Origin of the sequence: Amycolatopsis acidiphila, from assembly GCF_021391495.1 — a bacterium.
Classification (GTDB): domain Bacteria; phylum Actinomycetota; class Actinomycetes; order Mycobacteriales; family Pseudonocardiaceae; genus Amycolatopsis_E; species Amycolatopsis_E acidiphila.
On record NZ_CP090063.1, the window covers coordinates 3,105,652 to 3,122,389 of the forward strand.

15 protein-coding genes are annotated in these 16,738 nt (G+C 73.4%); 10 read left to right on the forward strand and 5 right to left on the reverse strand.

Annotation, left to right across the window (positions count from 1 at the left end):
• The first annotated feature begins 13 nt into the window (after positions 1-13).
• Both fabI and LWP59_RS15095 read left to right on the forward strand, forming a co-directional pair.
• Entirely contained in the window at positions 14-781 is a 768-nt protein-coding gene (fabI, locus tag LWP59_RS15090; RefSeq protein ID WP_144641746.1) for an enoyl-ACP reductase FabI, read from the forward strand.
• Between the two features lie 44 nt (positions 782-825).
• The gene (locus LWP59_RS15095) at positions 826-1,881 is read left to right on the forward strand and encodes a ferrochelatase (protein WP_144641763.1); all 1,056 of its coding nucleotides are present in this window, start codon (positions 826-828) and stop codon (positions 1,879-1,881) included.
• On the opposite strand, the gene LWP59_RS15100 is transcribed toward LWP59_RS15095, so the two are convergent.
• A complete protein-coding gene (locus LWP59_RS15100; RefSeq protein ID WP_186383356.1) occupies positions 1,853-2,650 on the reverse strand; it encodes a hypothetical protein in 798 nt (265 codons plus the stop codon). The genes LWP59_RS15095 and LWP59_RS15100 overlap by 29 nt on opposite strands.
• 79 nt (positions 2,651-2,729) lie before the next feature.
• On the opposite strand from LWP59_RS15100, the gene LWP59_RS15105 reads away from it, so the two are divergent.
• Both LWP59_RS15105 and LWP59_RS15110 read left to right on the forward strand, forming a co-directional pair.
• Positions 2,730-4,127, forward strand: coding sequence for a sigma 54-interacting transcriptional regulator (locus LWP59_RS15105; RefSeq protein WP_144641745.1), 1,398 nt, complete (start codon positions 2,730-2,732; stop codon positions 4,125-4,127).
• Between the two features lie 34 nt (positions 4,128-4,161).
• Positions 4,162-6,117, forward strand: coding sequence for a vWA domain-containing protein (locus LWP59_RS15110; protein WP_144641744.1), 1,956 nt, complete (start codon positions 4,162-4,164; stop codon positions 6,115-6,117).
• A gap of 168 nt (positions 6,118-6,285) precedes the next feature.
• On the opposite strand, the gene LWP59_RS15115 is transcribed toward LWP59_RS15110, so the two are convergent.
• Positions 6,286-7,599 (reverse strand): cytochrome P450, encoded by a 1,314-nt coding sequence (locus tag LWP59_RS15115; RefSeq protein ID WP_144641743.1) that lies wholly within the window; start codon positions 7,597-7,599, stop codon positions 6,286-6,288.
• Between the two features lie 64 nt (positions 7,600-7,663).
• On the opposite strand from LWP59_RS15115, the gene LWP59_RS15120 reads away from it, so the two are divergent.
• The 3 genes from LWP59_RS15120 to mshC all read left to right on the forward strand — a co-directional run bounded on the left by LWP59_RS15120 (position 7,664) and on the right by mshC (position 10,323).
• Entirely contained in the window at positions 7,664-8,248 is a 585-nt protein-coding gene (locus tag LWP59_RS15120) for a TetR/AcrR family transcriptional regulator (protein ID WP_144641742.1), read from the forward strand.
• A gap of 68 nt (positions 8,249-8,316) precedes the next feature.
• On the forward strand, positions 8,317-9,030 hold the full coding sequence (locus tag LWP59_RS15125; RefSeq protein WP_229857432.1) for a GH25 family lysozyme: 714 nt from the start codon (positions 8,317-8,319) through the stop codon (positions 9,028-9,030).
• Between the two features lie 54 nt (positions 9,031-9,084).
• The gene (gene mshC, locus LWP59_RS15130; protein ID WP_144641741.1) at positions 9,085-10,323 is read left to right on the forward strand and encodes a cysteine--1-D-myo-inosityl 2-amino-2-deoxy-alpha-D-glucopyranoside ligase; all 1,239 of its coding nucleotides are present in this window, start codon (positions 9,085-9,087) and stop codon (positions 10,321-10,323) included.
• Positions 10,324-10,330: 7 nt separating this feature from the next.
• Here the strand turns inward: mshC and LWP59_RS15135 are convergent, their stop codons facing one another.
• Entirely contained in the window at positions 10,331-11,911 is a 1,581-nt protein-coding gene (locus LWP59_RS15135; protein WP_144641740.1) for an ABC-F family ATP-binding cassette domain-containing protein, read from the reverse strand.
• A gap of 212 nt (positions 11,912-12,123) precedes the next feature.
• On the opposite strand from LWP59_RS15135, the gene LWP59_RS15140 reads away from it, so the two are divergent.
• The 3 genes from LWP59_RS15140 to LWP59_RS15150 are packed head-to-tail and all read left to right on the forward strand — an operon-like array spanning position 12,124 to position 14,707.
• Positions 12,124-12,702 carry an ArsR/SmtB family transcription factor gene (locus tag LWP59_RS15140; RefSeq protein WP_144641739.1) on the forward strand — a complete coding sequence of 193 codons (579 nt, stop codon included), beginning with the start codon at positions 12,124-12,126 and terminating at the stop codon, positions 12,700-12,702.
• Positions 12,699-13,919, forward strand: coding sequence for an MFS transporter (locus LWP59_RS15145; protein WP_144641738.1), 1,221 nt, complete (start codon positions 12,699-12,701; stop codon positions 13,917-13,919). Before LWP59_RS15140 ends, LWP59_RS15145 begins: the two co-directional genes overlap by 4 nt.
• Complete coding sequence (locus LWP59_RS15150; RefSeq protein ID WP_144641737.1) at positions 13,883-14,707, forward strand: metallophosphoesterase family protein; 825 nt, start codon at positions 13,883-13,885, stop codon at positions 14,705-14,707. Before LWP59_RS15145 ends, LWP59_RS15150 begins: the two co-directional genes overlap by 37 nt.
• Here LWP59_RS15150 and LWP59_RS15155 read toward each other — a convergent pair.
• Both LWP59_RS15155 and LWP59_RS15160 read right to left on the reverse strand, forming a co-directional pair.
• The gene (locus LWP59_RS15155) at positions 14,647-15,795 is read right to left on the reverse strand and encodes an MFS transporter (protein ID WP_229857434.1); all 1,149 of its coding nucleotides are present in this window, start codon (positions 15,793-15,795) and stop codon (positions 14,647-14,649) included. The two genes, LWP59_RS15150 and LWP59_RS15155, sit on opposite strands and share 61 nt — an antisense overlap.
• The gene (locus LWP59_RS15160; protein WP_373299424.1) at positions 15,792-16,706 is read right to left on the reverse strand and encodes a PAC2 family protein; all 915 of its coding nucleotides are present in this window, start codon (positions 16,704-16,706) and stop codon (positions 15,792-15,794) included. The genes LWP59_RS15155 and LWP59_RS15160 overlap by 4 nt, the downstream gene beginning before the upstream one ends.
• Positions 16,707-16,738 lie beyond the last annotated feature (32 nt).

The following is a 16,738-nucleotide window of genomic DNA, read 5'->3' on the forward strand; positions in this document are numbered from 1 at the left end:
GAAAGGACTGGCCTTGCCCGGACTGCTCGAAGGTAAGCGGCTGCTGATCACCGGTGTCATCACCGACGCCTCGATCGCCTTCCACGCCGCCAAGGTGGCGCAGGAACAGGGCGCGAAGGTGGTGCTGACCGGCTTCGGCCGGATGTCGCTCGTGGAGCGCATCGCCAAGCGGCTGCCCGAGCCCGCCCCGGTGATCGAGCTGGACGTGCAGAACCCCGAGCACCTGGACACCCTCGCCGACCGGGTGCGCGAGCACGTCGACGGCCTCGACGGGGTGCTGCACGCGATCGCGTTCGCGCCGCAGACCTGCCTCGGCGCGCCGTTCCTGGACGCGCCGAAGGAGGACGTGTCGGTCGCGGTGCAGGTGTCCGCGTACTCGCTCAAGTCGCTGGCCGTGGCGTGCCTGCCGCTGCTCTCGCGCGGCTCGTCGATCGTGGGCCTGGACTTCGACGCGCGCGTCGCGTGGCCCGCCTACAACTGGATGGGCGTGGCGAAGGCCGCGCTGGAGTCGGTCAACCGGTACCTGGCGCGCGACCTCGGCCCGCACGGCGTCCGGGTGAACCTCGTCTCGGCAGGCCCGCTCAAGACGATGGCCGCCAAGTCCATCCCGGGCTTCGGCGAGCTCGAGGGCGGCTGGGGCGACCGCGCGCCGCTCGGCTGGGCCGCCGAGGACCCCACGGCCGTCGCGAAGAGCATCTGCGCCGTGCTGTCGGACTGGCTGCCCGCCACCACCGGCTCAATGATCTGGGTCGACGGCGGGGTGCACGCGCTGGGCATGTAAGCCCGGGCGCGCGTGGGCGCCGTCATAGCGGCAGGATGGCAGCCGTGGGTTACGACGCGCTGCTGTGGCTGTCCTTCGGCGGTCCCGAGGGGCCGGACGAGGTCATGCCGTTCCTGGAGAACGTGACGCGCGGGCGCGGCGTGCCGCCGGAGCGGCTCGCCGAGGTCGCGCAGCACTACCAGCACTTCGGCGGGGTCTCGCCGATCAACCGGCTCAACCGCGAGGCGATCGCGGCGGTGGAGAAGGAGCTCGCGGCGCAGGGCATCGACCTGCCCGTGTACTTCGGCAACCGCAACTGGCAGCCGATGGTGGAGGACACCGTCGCACGGATGGCCGCGGACGGGGTTCGCCGGGCGCTGGTGTTCCCGACGAGCGCGTACGGCGGGTACTCCGCCTGCCGGCAGTACGACGAGGACATCGAGCGCGCCCGCGCCGCGGTCGGCGAGAACGCCCCGGAGCTGACGAAGCTGCGGCAGTTCTTCGACCACCCGCTGTTCGTCTCCGCCTTCGCGGATGCGCTGCGCAGCGCCCACGAAGGCCTCGAGAACGCCCGGACGGTGTTCACGGCGCATTCGGTGCCCGACAGCGCGGACAAGGCCTCAGGGCCGCCGGAGGAGGGCGGGCGGCGCTACTCGCGGCAGATCGCGGAGGCGGCGCGGCTGGTCGCGGCCGAGGCGGGGGTCGCCGAGTACGACGTGGTGTGGCAGTCGCGGTCAGGGCCGCCGCGGATCCCGTGGCTGGAGCCGGACGTCGTGGACCACATCGAGGCGCTGCACGCCCAGGGCGTGCCCGCGGTGGTGGTCTGCCCGGTCGGGTTCGTGTCGGACCACCTCGAGGTGATCTGGGACCTGGACAACGAGGCCGCCGAGCGCGCCGGGGAGCTGGGCATGGGCTTCGCCCGCGCGGCGACGCCGAACGCGGACCCGCGCTTCGCGGAGCTGGTGGTGGAACTGGTGCGCGAGCACATCGCCGACGCGCCCGCCCGGAAGCTGTCGGACTTCCCGATGGCGGGATGCACGGTCGACGGGGCGCCGTGCGCGATCGGCTGCTGCGAGCCCGCTCGCCGGCCCGCTACTGCGACCGGTCGGCCTGCTCGCTGAACTGGCGCACCGCCTCGTTCACCGCGGCGTAGCGGGCCAGCCGGACCGCGTTGCCGAGCGGGCGCAGGGCGTCCGCGCGCAGGACCGCCGCCGAGGCGGACAGGGCGCCGCCCGGCTCGTCGATCTGCGCCACCGCCAGGATCGCGCCGACCTCCTCCGCGCGTTGCAGCACCCGCAACGCGCGGCCGGGGGTGCCGGCGGGCCACTGCGGGCGCGGCCGGGCCCGCAGCCACGCCGACAGCTCCGCGCGCACGCCCGGCCGGTCCTTCGCCACGTCGAGCGCCTGCAGCGCACCGGCCGAGTCGCGGATCGCGTCGGTCAGGCCGTGCTCGGCATCGGCGAGCCCGACGTGCTCCGGCGCGAGCGAGGTGTCCACCCTGTACGCCGACCACCGGACCAGTCCCTCGGCGATCGCGTGCGGCACCAGGCCGAACCCCAGCGACGGCAGCAGCATCGCCTCGCCCTCCCGCAGCGCCGCCTCGGTGAACGGCCCGCCCCCGCCGAGCCCGCGCACGTCGCCCGGCACCGGCAGGACCAGCCGCGCGTCGGCGGCGCCACGCGAGCGCAGCGCGGCCAGCAGCTGTACCGGGGTGGCGGGGAAGTCGCCCGTGAGCGGGAGGTCCAGGCCCACCGCGGCTTCGGCGTCCGCGGCGACGACCTCGTGGGCCTCGCCCCAGGCCAGCAGGGCGTCGAGGACGTCGTCCGGCGCCGCGGCACCGGAAAGCCAGGCCGAGGTCCACACGGTCAGGGTCGCACTGGGACAGCACACGGCGATCCAGAATACCTGCGCCGCCTGCTGGAGCTGCTCCACGTCGACGATCCCGCCATCCGGGGTTAGCTTCGTAGGGGTGAACCCCGTACCCGAACACCTCCCGCGCACCGCGGGAGAGCTGCGCGCGGCCGGTCACCAGCCGCGCGGGATCAAGACCGAGATCCACGACAACCTGCTCGCCGCGCTGCGCTCCGGCAGGGACCCGTGGCCGGGCATCGTCGGGTTCTCGCGGACCGTGCTGCCGCAGTTCGAGCGTGCGCTGCTGGCCGGACACGACGTCGTGCTGCTCGGCGAGCGCGGCCAGGGCAAGACCCGGCTGCTGCGCACGCTGGCCGGGCTGCTCGACGAGTGGACCCCGGTCATCGACGGCGCCGAGCTGGCCGAGCACCCGCTGGACCCGATCACCCCGGCCTCGATCCGCCGTGCCGCCGAGCTCGGCGACGAGCTGCCCGTGAGCTGGCTGCACCGCAGCCAGCGCTACACCGAGAAGCTGGCCACCCCGGACACCTCGGTCGGCGACCTGATCGGCGACGTGGACCCGGTGAAGGTGGCCGAGGGCCGCAGCCTGGGCGACCCCGAGACCATCCACTTCGGACTCGTGCCGCGCGCGCACCGCGGCATCGTGGCCATCAACGAGCTGCCCGACCTCGCCGAGCGCATCCAGGTCGCGCTGCTCAACGTGATGGAGGAGCGCGACATCCAGGTCCGCGGCTACACGCTGCGGCTGCCGCTGGACGTGCTCATGGTGGCCACGGCCAACCCCGAGGACTACACCAACCGCGGCCGGATCATCACCCCGCTCAAGGACCGCTTCGGCGCGGAGATCCGCACGCACTACCCGCTCGACGTGGCCGCGGAGGTCGACGTGGTGCGCCAGGAGGCCCACCTGGTGGCCGAGGTCGGTGAGCCGCTGCTGGAGGTGCTGGCCCGGTTCGTCCGGAACCTGCGCGAGTCCAGCGTGATCGACCAGCGCTCGGGCGTGTCCGCCCGGTTCGCCGTGGCGGCGGCGGAGACCGTCGCGGCGGCGGCCCTGCGGCGCTCGGCGCTGACCGGCGAGCACCCCGCGGTGGCGCGCCCGGTGGACCTGGACGCGGTGCCGGCGGTGCTGCGCGGCAAGGTCGAGTTCGAGCCCGGCGAGGAGGGCCGCGAGCACGAGCAGCTCGTGCACCTGCTGCGCCGCGCGATCGCCGAGACCGCACGCGACCGCTTCGGCGGGCTGAACCTGCGCCCGCTGGTCGAAGCGGTCGCCGACGGGCACCTGGTCGCCACCGGTGAGAAGGTGCCAGGCGCCGACGTGCTCGCCGCATTGCCGGAACTCCCGGTCCTGCACGAGGTCGCCGCCCGGGCGGGCGTGTCCGCGGACGACTCTCCGGGCCGGATCGCGGCCGCGGTCGAGCTGGCCCTGGAGTCGCTGTACCTGGCGCGGCAGCTGGCGAAGGACTCCGACGACGCGACGACGGTGTACGGGCCGTGACACCGCCGACGTACTTCCCCCCGCGGAGGCGGCGATGACCCAGCCCGAGGGGTACTCCTACGGGCCCTGGCACGACGGGCCCGATCCGCTCGCGCCGCCGATCGACCTGCGCGACGCGCTCGACGAGATCGGGCAGGACGTGATGGGCGGCAGCTCACCCCGCTCGGCCCTGGAGGAGCTGCTGCGCCGGGGCACCCGCAACACCTCGGGCCTCGACGAGCTGACCCGCCGCGTCTGGCAGCGCCGGTCGGAGATCCAGCGCCGCAACAACCTCGACGGGACGCTGCAGGAGGTGCAGCGCCTGCTGAACGAGGCGCTGGACGCCGAGCGGCGCGCGCTGTTCCCCGACCCGGCGGACGAGGCGCGCCTGGCCGAGGCCGAGCTGGACGCGCTCCCGCCCGGCACGGCCGCCGCGGTGCGCGAGCTGGCGGACTACCAGTGGCGTTCGGAGCAGGGCCGGGAGAACTACGAGAAGATCCAGGACCTGCTGGGCCGCGAGATGCTCGAGTCGCGGTTCGAGGGCATGAAGGAGGCCCTGCAGAACACCAGTCCCGAGGACGTCGAGCGGGTCAACCAGATGCTGGCCGACCTCAACGCCCTGCTCGACGCGCACGCCCAGGACGCAGACGACATCGACGAGCGGTTCGCGGAGTTCATGCGGCGGCACGGCGAGTTCTTCCCGGAGAACCCGCAAAACGTCGAGGAGCTGATCGACGCGCTGGCATCGCGGGCGGCCGCGGCGCAGCGGATGCTGAACTCCATGAGCGAGCAGCAGCGGGCCGAGCTGGCCGGATTGGCGCAGCAGGCGTTCGGCGACCCGCGCATCGCCCAGCAACTGTCCACTTTGGATGCCCAGCTGCGGGCGCTGCGGCCGGGGGAGGACTGGACCTCCTCGGGCCGGTTCCGCGGCCGCAACCCGCTGGGCATGGGCGAGGGCGCGCAGGCGATGCAGGACCTCGGCGAGCTCGACGCGCTGGCCGAGCAGCTGGCGCAGTCCTATCCGGGCGCCCGGCTGGAGGACATCGACGTCGAGGCGCTGGAACGACAGCTGGGCCCCGACGCCGGGGTGGACGCGCGACGGCTGTCCGAGCTGGAGCGGGAGCTGCGCCGCCAGGGTCTGTTCGAACGGGCGCCTGACGGGTCGCTTCGCTTGTCGCCCAAGGCTTTGCGGCGCCTCGGCGAGACGGCGCTGGCGGACGTGGTGAACGCGCTGCGCGGCAAGACCGGGCAGCGGGAGCAGGAGTCGGCGGGCGCCGCGGGCGAGCCCACCGGGGCGAGCAGGGCGTGGCAGTTCGGCGACATGCAGCCGTGGGACACCTCGCGGACGGTGCGCAACGCGGTGCTGCGCACGGCTTCCGTGGGCGGCGGCCGGGTGCGGCTCGACGTGTCCGATGTGGAGGTCGTGGAGACCGAGCACCGGTCGCGGGCCGCGGTCGCCCTGCTGGTGGACACGTCGTGGTCGATGGTGTCCGAGGGCCGGTGGCTGCCGATGAAGCGCACCGCCCTGGCGTTGCACCAGCTGATCTCCACCCGGTTCCGCAACGACGCGCTGCAGCTGATCACGTTCGGGCGCTACGCGGCTTCGGTGGAGCTGGAGGAACTGGTCGGGCTCGAAGGCGCCTGGGAGCAGGGCACCAACGCGCACCACGCGCTACTGCTCGCGGGGCGGCACCTGCGGCGGCATCCAGACGCGCAGCCGGTGGTGCTGATGGTGACCGACGGCGAGCCGACCGCGCACCTGGAGCCGGACGGCGAGGCCGTGTTCGACTACCCGCCGCTGCCGCAGACGCTGTACAAGACGGTGTCCGAAGTGGACAGACTGGCGAAGCTGGGCGCGTCGGTGACGGTGTTCCGGCTCGGCGACGACCCCCGGCTGGAGGCGTTCGTGGACCTGCTGGCCCGCCGCTCCGGCGGCCGGGTGGTGGCGCCGGACCTCGACGGCCTCGGCGCCGCCGTGGTCGGTGACTACCTGCGCACCCGGCGGCGGTAGCTCCCTAGGGAGCGTCCTCAAAGGCTCAATCGCGCTCCCCGCGCCCAGGCGGCCCCTGGACGGCACCGGGAATTCACCCGAGTACAACCCGGTACGAGGGCGAATCCCCGGCACCACCAGGAACCACCTGGATCACGAAGCCCATCGACCAGCCTTTGAGGACACCCCCTAGCGCGGCGTCACGGAGATCCGGGCGCCGCGCGCGGGGACCATCGTGATGTGCCGCGGGCGCGAGCCCTCGGGGCGGGCGCGGTCGGGGGACAGGCGGTACCGCGAGAGCACCGCCTGCAGCACGATCGTGGCTTCCAGCAAGGAGAAACCCGCCCCGAGGCAGCGGCGCACGCCGCCGCCGAAGGGAAACCAGGTGCCGCTCGCCGGGCCGCCGTTCTCGAGGAACCGCTCCGGCCGGAACCTGCCGGGCTCGGGGTGGTGCGCGGAGTCCGCGTGCACCATGGCGATCGAGGGCATCACCGTGACCCCGGCGGGCAGCCGGTAGCCGCCGATCTCCACGTCCTCGGTCAGCCTTCGGGCGACCTCCGAGATCACCGGGTGCAGCCGCATCGCCTCCTTCGCCACCGCCTCGAGGTACTTCTCGTCGCCCTCGTCGGCGGCCTTCATCGCGGCCGCCAGCCGGACCGGGTCGCGGGAGAGCTCGTGGAAGGACCAGGCCAGCGAGGTCGCGGTGGTCTCGTGCCCGGCCAGCAGCAGGGTGACCAGCTGGTCGCGCAGCTCGGCGTCGGACAGGCCGTCGTCGTCGGCGGGCACGGTCAGCAGCCGGGACAGCACGTCGCCGCGCTCGGCGAGGTCCGTTGCCGCACGGCGTTCGGCGATCTCGGCGTACAGCAGCTCGTCCACCCGGTCCTGCAGCAGCTTCGACCGCTTCCACGGCCCGAAGTTCCGCAGCTTCTCGTTGTGGAAGCCGAACAGGTCGAGCACCCCGATGTCCACGGCCTTGGTCAGCAGCCGGCGCAGCTCGTCCAGCCGCGCGCCCTCGGCGACGCCGAACACGACCCGCAGGATGATCTCCAGCGTCAGCGCCTGCATCCGGTCGTGCGCGCGGAACACCTGCCCGGCGGGCCAGCGGGCGACCTCCCGCTCGGCCAGCTCGGTGACCATGTCGCGGTAGCCGCGCAGCGCCGCGCCGTGGAAGGCGGGCATCAGCAGCTTCCGGGCGCGCAGGTGGACGTCCTCGTCGGTGAGCAGCACCGAGTGCTCGCCCATGATCGGCTTGAGGATGATGTTGCCCTCGCCCGCGTGGAAGGTCGTGGCCGGGCCGCTGAACACCGTCTTGATGTGCTCGAGGTCGGCCAGCTGCACGACCCGGCGCTCGGGGTAGAGCCGCAGCGTGAACACGTCGCCGTAGCGGCGGCGCAGCACCGGCAGCAGGCGGTGCCGGAAGTTCGCGAACAGCAGCGTCTGCACCAGCGGTGGCAGCTTCGGGCCCGGGGGCAGCTCGGTGGTGCGGGACAGCGTGCTGGTCATGCCGGGCCCTCCCTCGTGCGGCGACCCCTCGTTTATACGCGCGTATAAGCCGTACTGTCCAGGCATGGGTCACCGGGACGAGCTGCTCGCCGCCGCCAGGCGTCTGCTCGAGGAGAAGGGCTACGCGCGGATCACCACCCGCGACCTCGTCGCCGCCTCGGGCACCAACCTGCACTCGATCGGCTACCACTTCGGGTCCAAGGCCGGGCTGCTCAACGCGGCCATCGGCGAGGTGTTCGAGGAGTGGACCGACAAGCTGGCGCGGATCGCGATGGCCGACCCCGCCGCGACGCCCGTCGAACGCGGCCGCCGCGCCTGGGCGGCGATGCTCGACAGCCTGCCCGCCACGCGCGACCTGCTGCTGTCCTATGTGGAGGCGCTGGCGCAGGCCGAGCGCACGGTGTCGCTGCGCGAGCAGTTCGCCGAGCAGTACCGTCGCTGCCGGGGGAAGGTCGCGGTGCTGGTGGCCGAGTCCCTCGGCGACGGCACCGATCCCGCCGACCGCCGCTGCCAGGCCGTGGCGAGCTTCGTGATCGCGATCTGCGACGGCCTCTCCGTGCAGTGGCTGCTCGATCCCGACGGCGCGCCGACCTCGGAGGAGCTGACCGAAGGGCTCACCGCGATGTGGTCCGCCTCGTTCCCGAGATGATCACCCGATCGGTCGGTGATCACGCTGTGAAGCGGCTGTCCGGGTGTAGTTGATCTAGCGTTCCGAGCGTGATTCGGATTTTGCAGCGGGTCGCGGCGCTCGCCGCGGTCGTCGTCGGCGCGACGCTGGTGGTGCCGTGCGCGGCGCAGGCGCAGCCGGCCACGCTCGCGGGCTTCGACTTCAGCGAGTCCCAGGGTGTGCCGGACCTCGCCGGGGCGAAGGCCCAGGGCGCGGTGTTCGCGTTCGTCAAGGACACCGCGGGCGTCGGCTACGTCAACCCCGCCTACCTGACCCAGTTCCGCGCGGTGAAGGCCGCCGGGCTCATCCGCGGCTCCTACCACTACGCCCGGCCGGACAAGTCCAGCGGCGCGGACCAGGCGGTGTACCTGCACAGCCACGACGGGAAGTGGTTCTCCGATGGCATGACCCTGCCGCCCGCGCTGGACATGGAGGACACCCCGGGCGCCGCCCCCTGCTACAACCTCTCGCCGGCCGCGATGGTCGCCTGGATCGAGGACTTCAGCACCACGCTCAAGCAGCGCACGGGCCACACCCCGATCATCTACACCTCCACCAGCTGGTGGAAGGCGTGCACCGGCAACAGCACCGCGTTCTCGGCCGACCACGTGCTCTGGCTCGCCCGCTACAACACCGACATGGGCGAGCTGCCCGGCGGCTGGGCGCCGGGGTTCTGGCAGTCCGCGGTCGCCGGCCCGCTGCCGGGCAACCAGGACTCGTTCTTCGGCACCCTCGACCAGCTGCGCGCGCTGACCACCGGCTGAGGCGCTTCCCACCAGGCGGGAGCAGGTGCCCAAACGCCGCTTAGGGTGGAGGGTATGCGCACTTGGTCATCGGTTCCCCTGCCCCGTGTCCCGGGCACGCCGCGTCCCCTGCGGCTGTTCGACACCTCGACCGCGCAGGTCCGCCCGACCGCCCCGGGTGAGACCGCGCGGATGTACGTCTGCGGCATCACGCCGTACGACGCCACCCACCTCGGGCACGCGGCGACCTACCTGGCCTTCGACCTGGTGAACCGGGTGTGGCGGGACAACGGGCACGACGTGTTCTACGTGCAGAACGTGACCGACATCGACGAGCCGCTGCTGGAGCGCGCGGAACGCGACCAGGACGACTGGATCGTGCTGGGCCTGCGCGAGACGGCGCTGTTCCGCGAGGACATGGAGGCGCTGCGGGTGCTGCCGCCGCGCGAGTACGTGGGCGCGGTGGAAAGCGTGCCCGAGATCGTCGAGGTGATCGCGAAGCTGCTGGCCGACGGCGCCGCGTACCGCGCGGACGACCCGGAGTACCCGGACGTCTACTTCGGCCACGAGGCCACCGGCCGGTTCGGCTACGAGTCGAACTACGACGAGGCGACGATGGCGAAGTTCTTCGCCGAGCGCGGCGGCGACCCGGACCGCCCCGGCAAGCGGCATCCGCTGGACGCGCTGCTGTGGCGCTGTGCGCGGCCGGGTGAGCCGTCGTGGGACTCGGAGCTGGGCGCCGGGCGCCCCGGCTGGCACATCGAGTGCAGCGCCATCGCGGTGAACCGGCTCGGCATGGCGTTCGACGTGCAGGGCGGCGGCTCGGACCTGATCTTCCCGCACCACGAGTACAGCGCGGCGCATGCCGAGGCGCTGGCGGGCTCGCATCCCTTCGCACGGCACTACGTGCACGCCGGGATGATCGGCCTGGACGGCGAGAAGATGTCGAAGTCGCGCGGGAACCTGGTGTTCGTCTCCCGGCTGCGCGCCGACGGCGTCGACTCCGCCGCGATCCGGCTCGCGCTGTTCGCCGGGCACTATCGGGCCGACCGGGCGTGGACGGCGTCCCTGTTGACCGAGGCGCAGGCGCGGCTGGCCCGGTGGCGGGAGGCCGTCGCCCTGCCGGCGGGACCGGCCGCGGCGGACACCGTCGCGCGGCTGCGGGACCACCTCTCGGACGATCTCGACACCCCCGGCGCCCTCGCGGCGGTGGACGCCTGGGCCGCGGAAGCGTTGCGGCGCAGCGGAACGGACACCGAGGCCCCGGGTCTCGTCCGGATCGCGGTAGACGCGCTGCTCGGCATCGAGCTGTGAACAGGACCTAGCCGACCCGGCCCTCGTCCAGCCGCAGGCGGCTGCCCTGCCACTCGCGGCGGAGCCAGCGGTCGTGCGAGGCGATGACGACTGCGCCGGGGGCGGTGCCGAGGGCGTCGAACAGCTCCTCGGCCAGGGGCAGCGAGATGTGGTTCGTCGGCTCGTCGAGCAGCAGGACGTCCGGCGGGCGGGCGACGAGCACGGCCAGCGCGAGCCGCCGCCGCTGCCCGACGGACAGCACGCCTGCCGGGCGGTCGAGGTCGCGCGGCCGCAGCAGGCCCAGCTGTGCCAGGGGCAGCGCGCCGGGGCCTGCCTCGGCGTAGAGCTGCCGGGGCGTCTTCGCCGGGTCGCTCACGGCGACGTCCTGTTCGAGCAGGCCGACCCGGACCCCGCGCCGCCGGTGGACCACGCCCCGGGCTGGTGCCAGCGTGCCCGCGAGCAGGGTGAGCAGAGTGGACTTTCCCGCGCCGTTGCCCCCGGTCACCAGTAGCCGTGCGGAATCCGGCACGTCGAGCTGTCCGATGTGGAGCCTGCCGGGCACGTGCGCGTCCCGGACGGACAGCACCGGCTCGCCGGTGCCGCCCCGCCCCGTCAGCGGTGCGGCGAACCGCAGTGGCGCGGGCGGCTTCCGCACCTGTGCGCGGGTCAGCTCGTCGAGTCGCTGCTGGGCGTTGCGCACCCGCCGCGAGATCTGCTTCTGCACGCGGCCGGTCTTGAAGTCGTACAGCGTCTTGGCGTTGTCCCGCTGCGGCCGGTCGTGGGCGACTCCGCGCGCGGTCACGGCGACGGACTCGCGCAGCTGCTTGAGCTCGTCCTGCTCCTCGACGTGCCGTTGCTCCCAGCGTGCCCGCTCTGCGCGCTTGTGCACGAGGTACTGCGAGTAGGCCCCGCCGTAGCGGGCCGGGCCGCCGAGCGCGGGGTCGAGGTCGACGATGTCCGTGCACACCGCGTCGAGGAACACGCGATCGTGCGAGGACAGCACGACGATCCCGGTCAGCGCCGACAGATGCCGCTCCAGGAACTCCATGCCCGCGTCGTCGAGGTGGTTGGTGGGCTCGTCGAGCAGCAGGGTCTCCGGCTGCCGGATGAGCAGCGCGGCGAGCCCGAGCCGGGACCGCTGGCCGCCGGAAAGCGTTTCCAGGCGACGGGTCGGCGCGATCGCGCCCAGGCCGAGGCCCGCCAGCACGAGCTCGGCCCGCCGGTCGGCGTCCCAGAGGTCGTGCGCCTGCGCCCACTCCAGCGTCCGCCCGTACTCGGCCAGCGCGCCCGCGTCGCCGGCCAGCCGGACGGCGAGCGTGTCGAGGCGGGCGGTGGCCGCCCGGATCTCGGCGAGGGCGTGGTCGACGACCCCGGAGACCGTGGCGTCACCGGGGAAAGGCAGCTCCTGCATCAGGAAACCGACGTCCGGGCCGCGTTCGACGCGGCCGGCGAGCGGTTCCTCCAGTCCCGCGAGGAGCCGGAGCAGGGTGGACTTGCCCGCGCCGTTCTCGCCCACGAGGCCGATGCGCCTGCCGGGGCTCGCGATGAGCGAGAACCCGTCGAAGACGACGTGGTCGCCGTAGGAGAAGACGAGGTCGAGTGCGCGCATGAGGACATCACCAGCCCGGAACAGGGGGAGACCCCGCCGGGCAGTGCCTCGGACGCGGGGAGGGTGGGGAGGTCAGCTGTTCATCGCCTCCGCAGGCTAGCCGCCGCACCCCCGGCGGCCGCAAGTGGATTTTCCGCGCTTGACCCGGCCCGGCCGCTTCTGCAACTCTGAAAGAAGTCTTTCGAAAGAGTTCTTTCAGAGTTGGGGGAGCCATGACCGAGCTGCCGCCGCGCCGGCGAATCCGGGACGCGGAGCTGATGCGGGCGCTCGCCCATCCGCTGCGCGCGGCCCTGCTGAACTACCTGCTGTCCGTGGGGCCGCGCACGGCGAGCGAATGCGCGACGGCGGTGGACTCCTCGGCGTCGAACTGCAGCTGGCACCTGCGCCAGCTCGCCCAGTGGGGGCTGGTCGAACGGGTCGAGGCGACCGACGGCCGGGAGCGGCCGTGGCGCGCCGTGCCGGTGGGGCTGGACCTGGGCGAGCTGGGCGAGGGAGGGCCGGAGCAGCGCGCGCTGGAGGCGACCTGGCTGCGGGAGGACGAGACGCTCGCGCAGCGCTACCTCGACACCGTCGACGACCTGGAACCGCAGTGGCAGCGCTCCGCCAGCCTGAACGGCTACTCCCTGCGCCTCACCGCGGACGAGCTCGAAGCGCTCACCACCGCGATCGACGCGCTCGTCCGGCCCTACGTGGCGCCGATCCGCACCGACGCCCCGGCCGAGGCCAAGGTGGTGCACGCGAGCTGGCGGGCCTTCCTGCGCATCGACGCCGACGGGAGACCGAGCTCATGAGCAGCCCGTTGCGGGAGCCCGCCTTCGCCCGGCTGTGGGTCGCCGGCCTGTTCGCCGAGACCGCGGAGTGGATGCTGCAGGTCGCGCTGCCGGTGTTCATCTACCAGGCCACCGGCTCGGCCGGTTCCACCGCGCTGACGATGATCGCCGGGATCCTGCCGATGGTGCTGCTCAGCCCCGTCGCCGGGCTGCTGGCCGACCGGTACGACCGGCGCCTGCTGCTGTGCGTGGTGTGCTTCGCCCAGGCCGCGGTCGCGTTGCCGCTGCTGGTCAGCGGCGGCGGGCTGGTCTACCTGGTGATGATGGCGCAGTCGGCGCTCGCGTCGCTGTTCGAACCGGCCCGCAACGCGCTCGTGCCCGCCCTCGTCGGCGAGGCCGGGGTGACCGCCGCCAACGGGCTGATGGGCATGAACAGCAGCGTCGCGCGGCTGGCGGGCAGCTCGCTGGGCGGCGTGGTGCTCGGCTTCGCCGGGCTCGGCTGGGTCGTCACGGCCTACCTGGTCCTGCTCGTGCTCGCGGGCGCCATGCTGGTGCCCAGGTTCGCCGTCGGCGCGCGGGGCGTCGTCGGCTGGAGCGGGTGGCTGGACGGGCTCACCGACGTCGCGCGCAGCCCCGTGCTCCGGCTGACCGCGGCAGTCACGGTCCTGATGTCGGTGGCGCAGGGCATGTTCCTGGTGCTGTTCGTGGTGTTCGTGACTGGCCCGCTGGGCGGCGGCGAGGCCGAGGTCGGCCTGCTGCGCGGGGTGCAGGCGGTCGGCGGGTTCGCCGCCGGGGTGGCGGTGGCGACGGTGGCGCGCCGGGTGCTGCCCGCGCGCCTGCTGGGCTGGGGCACGATCGCGCTCGGGCTGCTGTCGCTGGCGACCTGGAACGGCCCGGCGGTCAGCACCGCCCTGGCCGTCTACATCGGACTGTTCGCCGCTGCCGGCGCGCCCGGCGTCGCCACCGGTTCCGGGCTCTTCTCGCTGCTACAGCAGGAGACCGGGCCGGACCGGCTGGGCCGGGTGTCGAGTACCTTCTTCGCGGGCATGGCCGCCTTCCAGGCGCTCGGGATGCTGGCGGCCGGTGTGCTCGTGGGGCGGCTCGGGCTGTCCGGGCTGCTCGACCTGCAGGCGACCCTGTACGTGGCCGCCGGGGTGCTCACGCTGATCGGGCTGCGGCGGCGGATGGCTACGGTTGAGGTGTGCCCAGCCTCTACGCCACCAGCGACCTCCACGTGACCCACCGCGGCAACGAGCCGCTGCTCGACCGGGTCCGCTCCGGTTCCGGCGAGGACTGGCTGCTGGTGGCGGGCGACGTCGCGGACAAGGTGGACCCGGTCGTCGAGACGCTGGCGACCCTGCGGGAACGGTTCGCGCAGGTCGTCTGGGTGCCGGGCAACCACGAGCTGTGGACCACCGGCCGCGACGACGTGCCGTTGCGTGGCGAGGAGCGCTACCGGCACCTGGTCGGGCGGTGCCGCGAGATCGGCGTCCTGACGCCGGAGGACGAGTACCCGGTGTGGGAGCACGGCCCGCGCCCGCTGACGATCGCGCCGCTGTTCCTGCTCTACGACTACAGCTGGCGCACGCCGGAGGCCGAGGACCTGTCCCTGGAGGGCGCGCTCGCACAGGCGCGCGAGGCCGGGGTCGTGTGCACCGACGAGTTCTTCCTGCACCCCGACCCGTACCCGACCCGGCAGGACTGGTGCGCGCAGCGGCTCAAGGCCACCGAGGAGCGCCTCGCCGCGATCCCCGAGGAGCACGGGACCGTGCTGCTGTCGCACTGGCCGCTGCACCGCCATCCCACGGCGCCGTTGTACTGGCCGGAGTTCGCGCTGTGGTGCGGCACCACCCGGACCGCGGACTGGCACCTGCGCTACCGGGCGGAGGTCGCGGTGTTCGGGCACCTGCACATCCCGCGCACCACCCAGGCCGACGGGGTGCGGTTCGAGGAGGTGTCGCTGGGCTACCCGCGGGAGTGGCGCAAGCGGGCCCGCGGCCCGGTGCCGCTGCGGAAGATCCTGTGAGCCAGCAGCGGAGTGCTCGCCACCAGTAACGCGCCCGGGACCAGGAAGCCCAGCGCCGGATCCGTGCGGTAGAGCGGGGTGAAGGCGGCGGGCGAGGCGGACATGCCGAGGAACCGCAGCGCGGTCACCACCGAGATCGCGCCGCCCCGGCCCGTGCCGTCGCCGCCGCCGAGCACGAGGGCGTTGATGCCGACCAGGACCAGCTGACCGCACACCCCGCCGACCGCCCAGGCGAGCGCCACCAGCGGCAGCGACCCCGCGACCCCGATCGCGCCGACCGTGACCGCGCCGAGCAACAGCCCCAGGCACACCGCGACGCGGGGCCCGAACCGGTCCGCCGCCGCCCCCACCAGCCGCGCCGAGACGAACCCGGCGAGGCCGAACGCGGTCAGCACCAGCCCGCGCGCGCCGGGCCCGAGCGCGAACGCGTCGTCGACCCGGAACGCGACCAGGAACGGCAGGCCGGCCAGGCACGCCCAGGCCACGAAGATCACCACCCCGGACCAGAGGACCACCGGCTGCCAGGCGTCGCGCAGCCGCGGCGGCTGCTCCGGCGCCACTTCGTCGGGCGGCAGCGCGCTCGCGGTGAGCACACCGGCGACGACCGCGATCCCGACGAACGCCCAGCGCCACGAGCTTTCGGCCGCCAGCCCGCCGACGAGCGGCGCCGAGGTCTGCCCGATCGACTGGACCGCGCCGTAGAGCCCGAGGGTGCGCCCGAGCCGCTCCTTGGGCGTGATGGCGGCGAGCTTCGTCAGCAGCAGCGGGGTGGTGAAGGCGTTCGCCACCCCCTGCAGGCCCCGGCTGACCTGGAACAGCCAGAACCAGGGCGCGATCGCGGCGAGCAACGCCACCACGACGAACCCGGCGTAGGCGACGCGGATGGTGCGCATCGGGCCCCAGCGCTCGCCGAGGGTGCCGGACACGAGCATGGCCAGCGCGAACGGCAGCAGGTACGCGGTCAGCGAGTTCGCGGCGGTGTTCTGTGAGACGTCGAACGTGCTGCCGAGCTCGGGCAGCATCGACGCCACCACCCCGGAGGCGAACGGGCCGAGCAGACCGCCGACGTAGAGTGCGGCCGACCTCACCGAGGACCCGGTCCCGGCCCTTCCTGGTCCGGCCGCCGGCGGCGCAGATAGCGCTCGAACTCGGCGGCGATCTTGTCGCCGCTGGACTCGTCGACGGAGATCTCCACCTCCGCGTCCCCGCGCTCCTCGAGCGTGCGGACGTAGTCGGAGATCTCCTCGTCCTCCTCGGCCATCTCCGACACCGTGCGCTGCCACTCCTCGGCCTGCTCGGGCAGGGCGCCGAGCGGCACCTCGACGTCGAGCACGTCCTCGAGCTTGTGCAGCAGCGCCAGGCTCGCCTTGGGCGAGGGCGGGTGCGACACGTAGTGCGGCACCGCGGCCCAGATGGAGATCGCCGGGATGCCCGCCTGCACGCAGAAGTCCTGCAGGATGCCGGTGATCCCGGTCGGCCCCTGGTAGCGGCTGCGCTCCAGGCCGAACCGCTCCGCGGCCTCCGCGTCGTACGCCGTGCCGGTCACCGGCACCGGCCGGGTGTGCGGGGTGTCGGCCAGCAGCGCGCCGAGGGTGACGACCGTGGAGATGTCGAGCTGCATGATGTGCTCGAGCAGCTCCTCGCAGAACGCGCGCCAGCGCATGTTCGGCTCCGGGCCCTGCACCAGCACGACGTCGCGGTCGTAGCCGGGCGGGCGGCAGATCGACAGCCGGGTGGTGGGCCACTCGACCCGGCGGGTCACCCCGTCCACCATCCGGACCGTCGGCCGGCTCACCTGGAAGTCGTAGTAGTCGTCGGGGCTGACCTCCGCCAGCGGCTTGGCGTCCCAGCTCAGCTGCAGGTGCTCCAGGGCCGTGCTGGCCGCGTCACCTGCGTCGTTCCATCCCTCGAACGCCACTACCATCACCGGGCGGGTGGCGTCGGCGGGGTCTTCGGCTCCTCGTGCGGGCTCTTGCTGGGCGTCGGCTGGGTCACTCACTCGACCAGCCTACGACCCACGCGGCCTCCCCG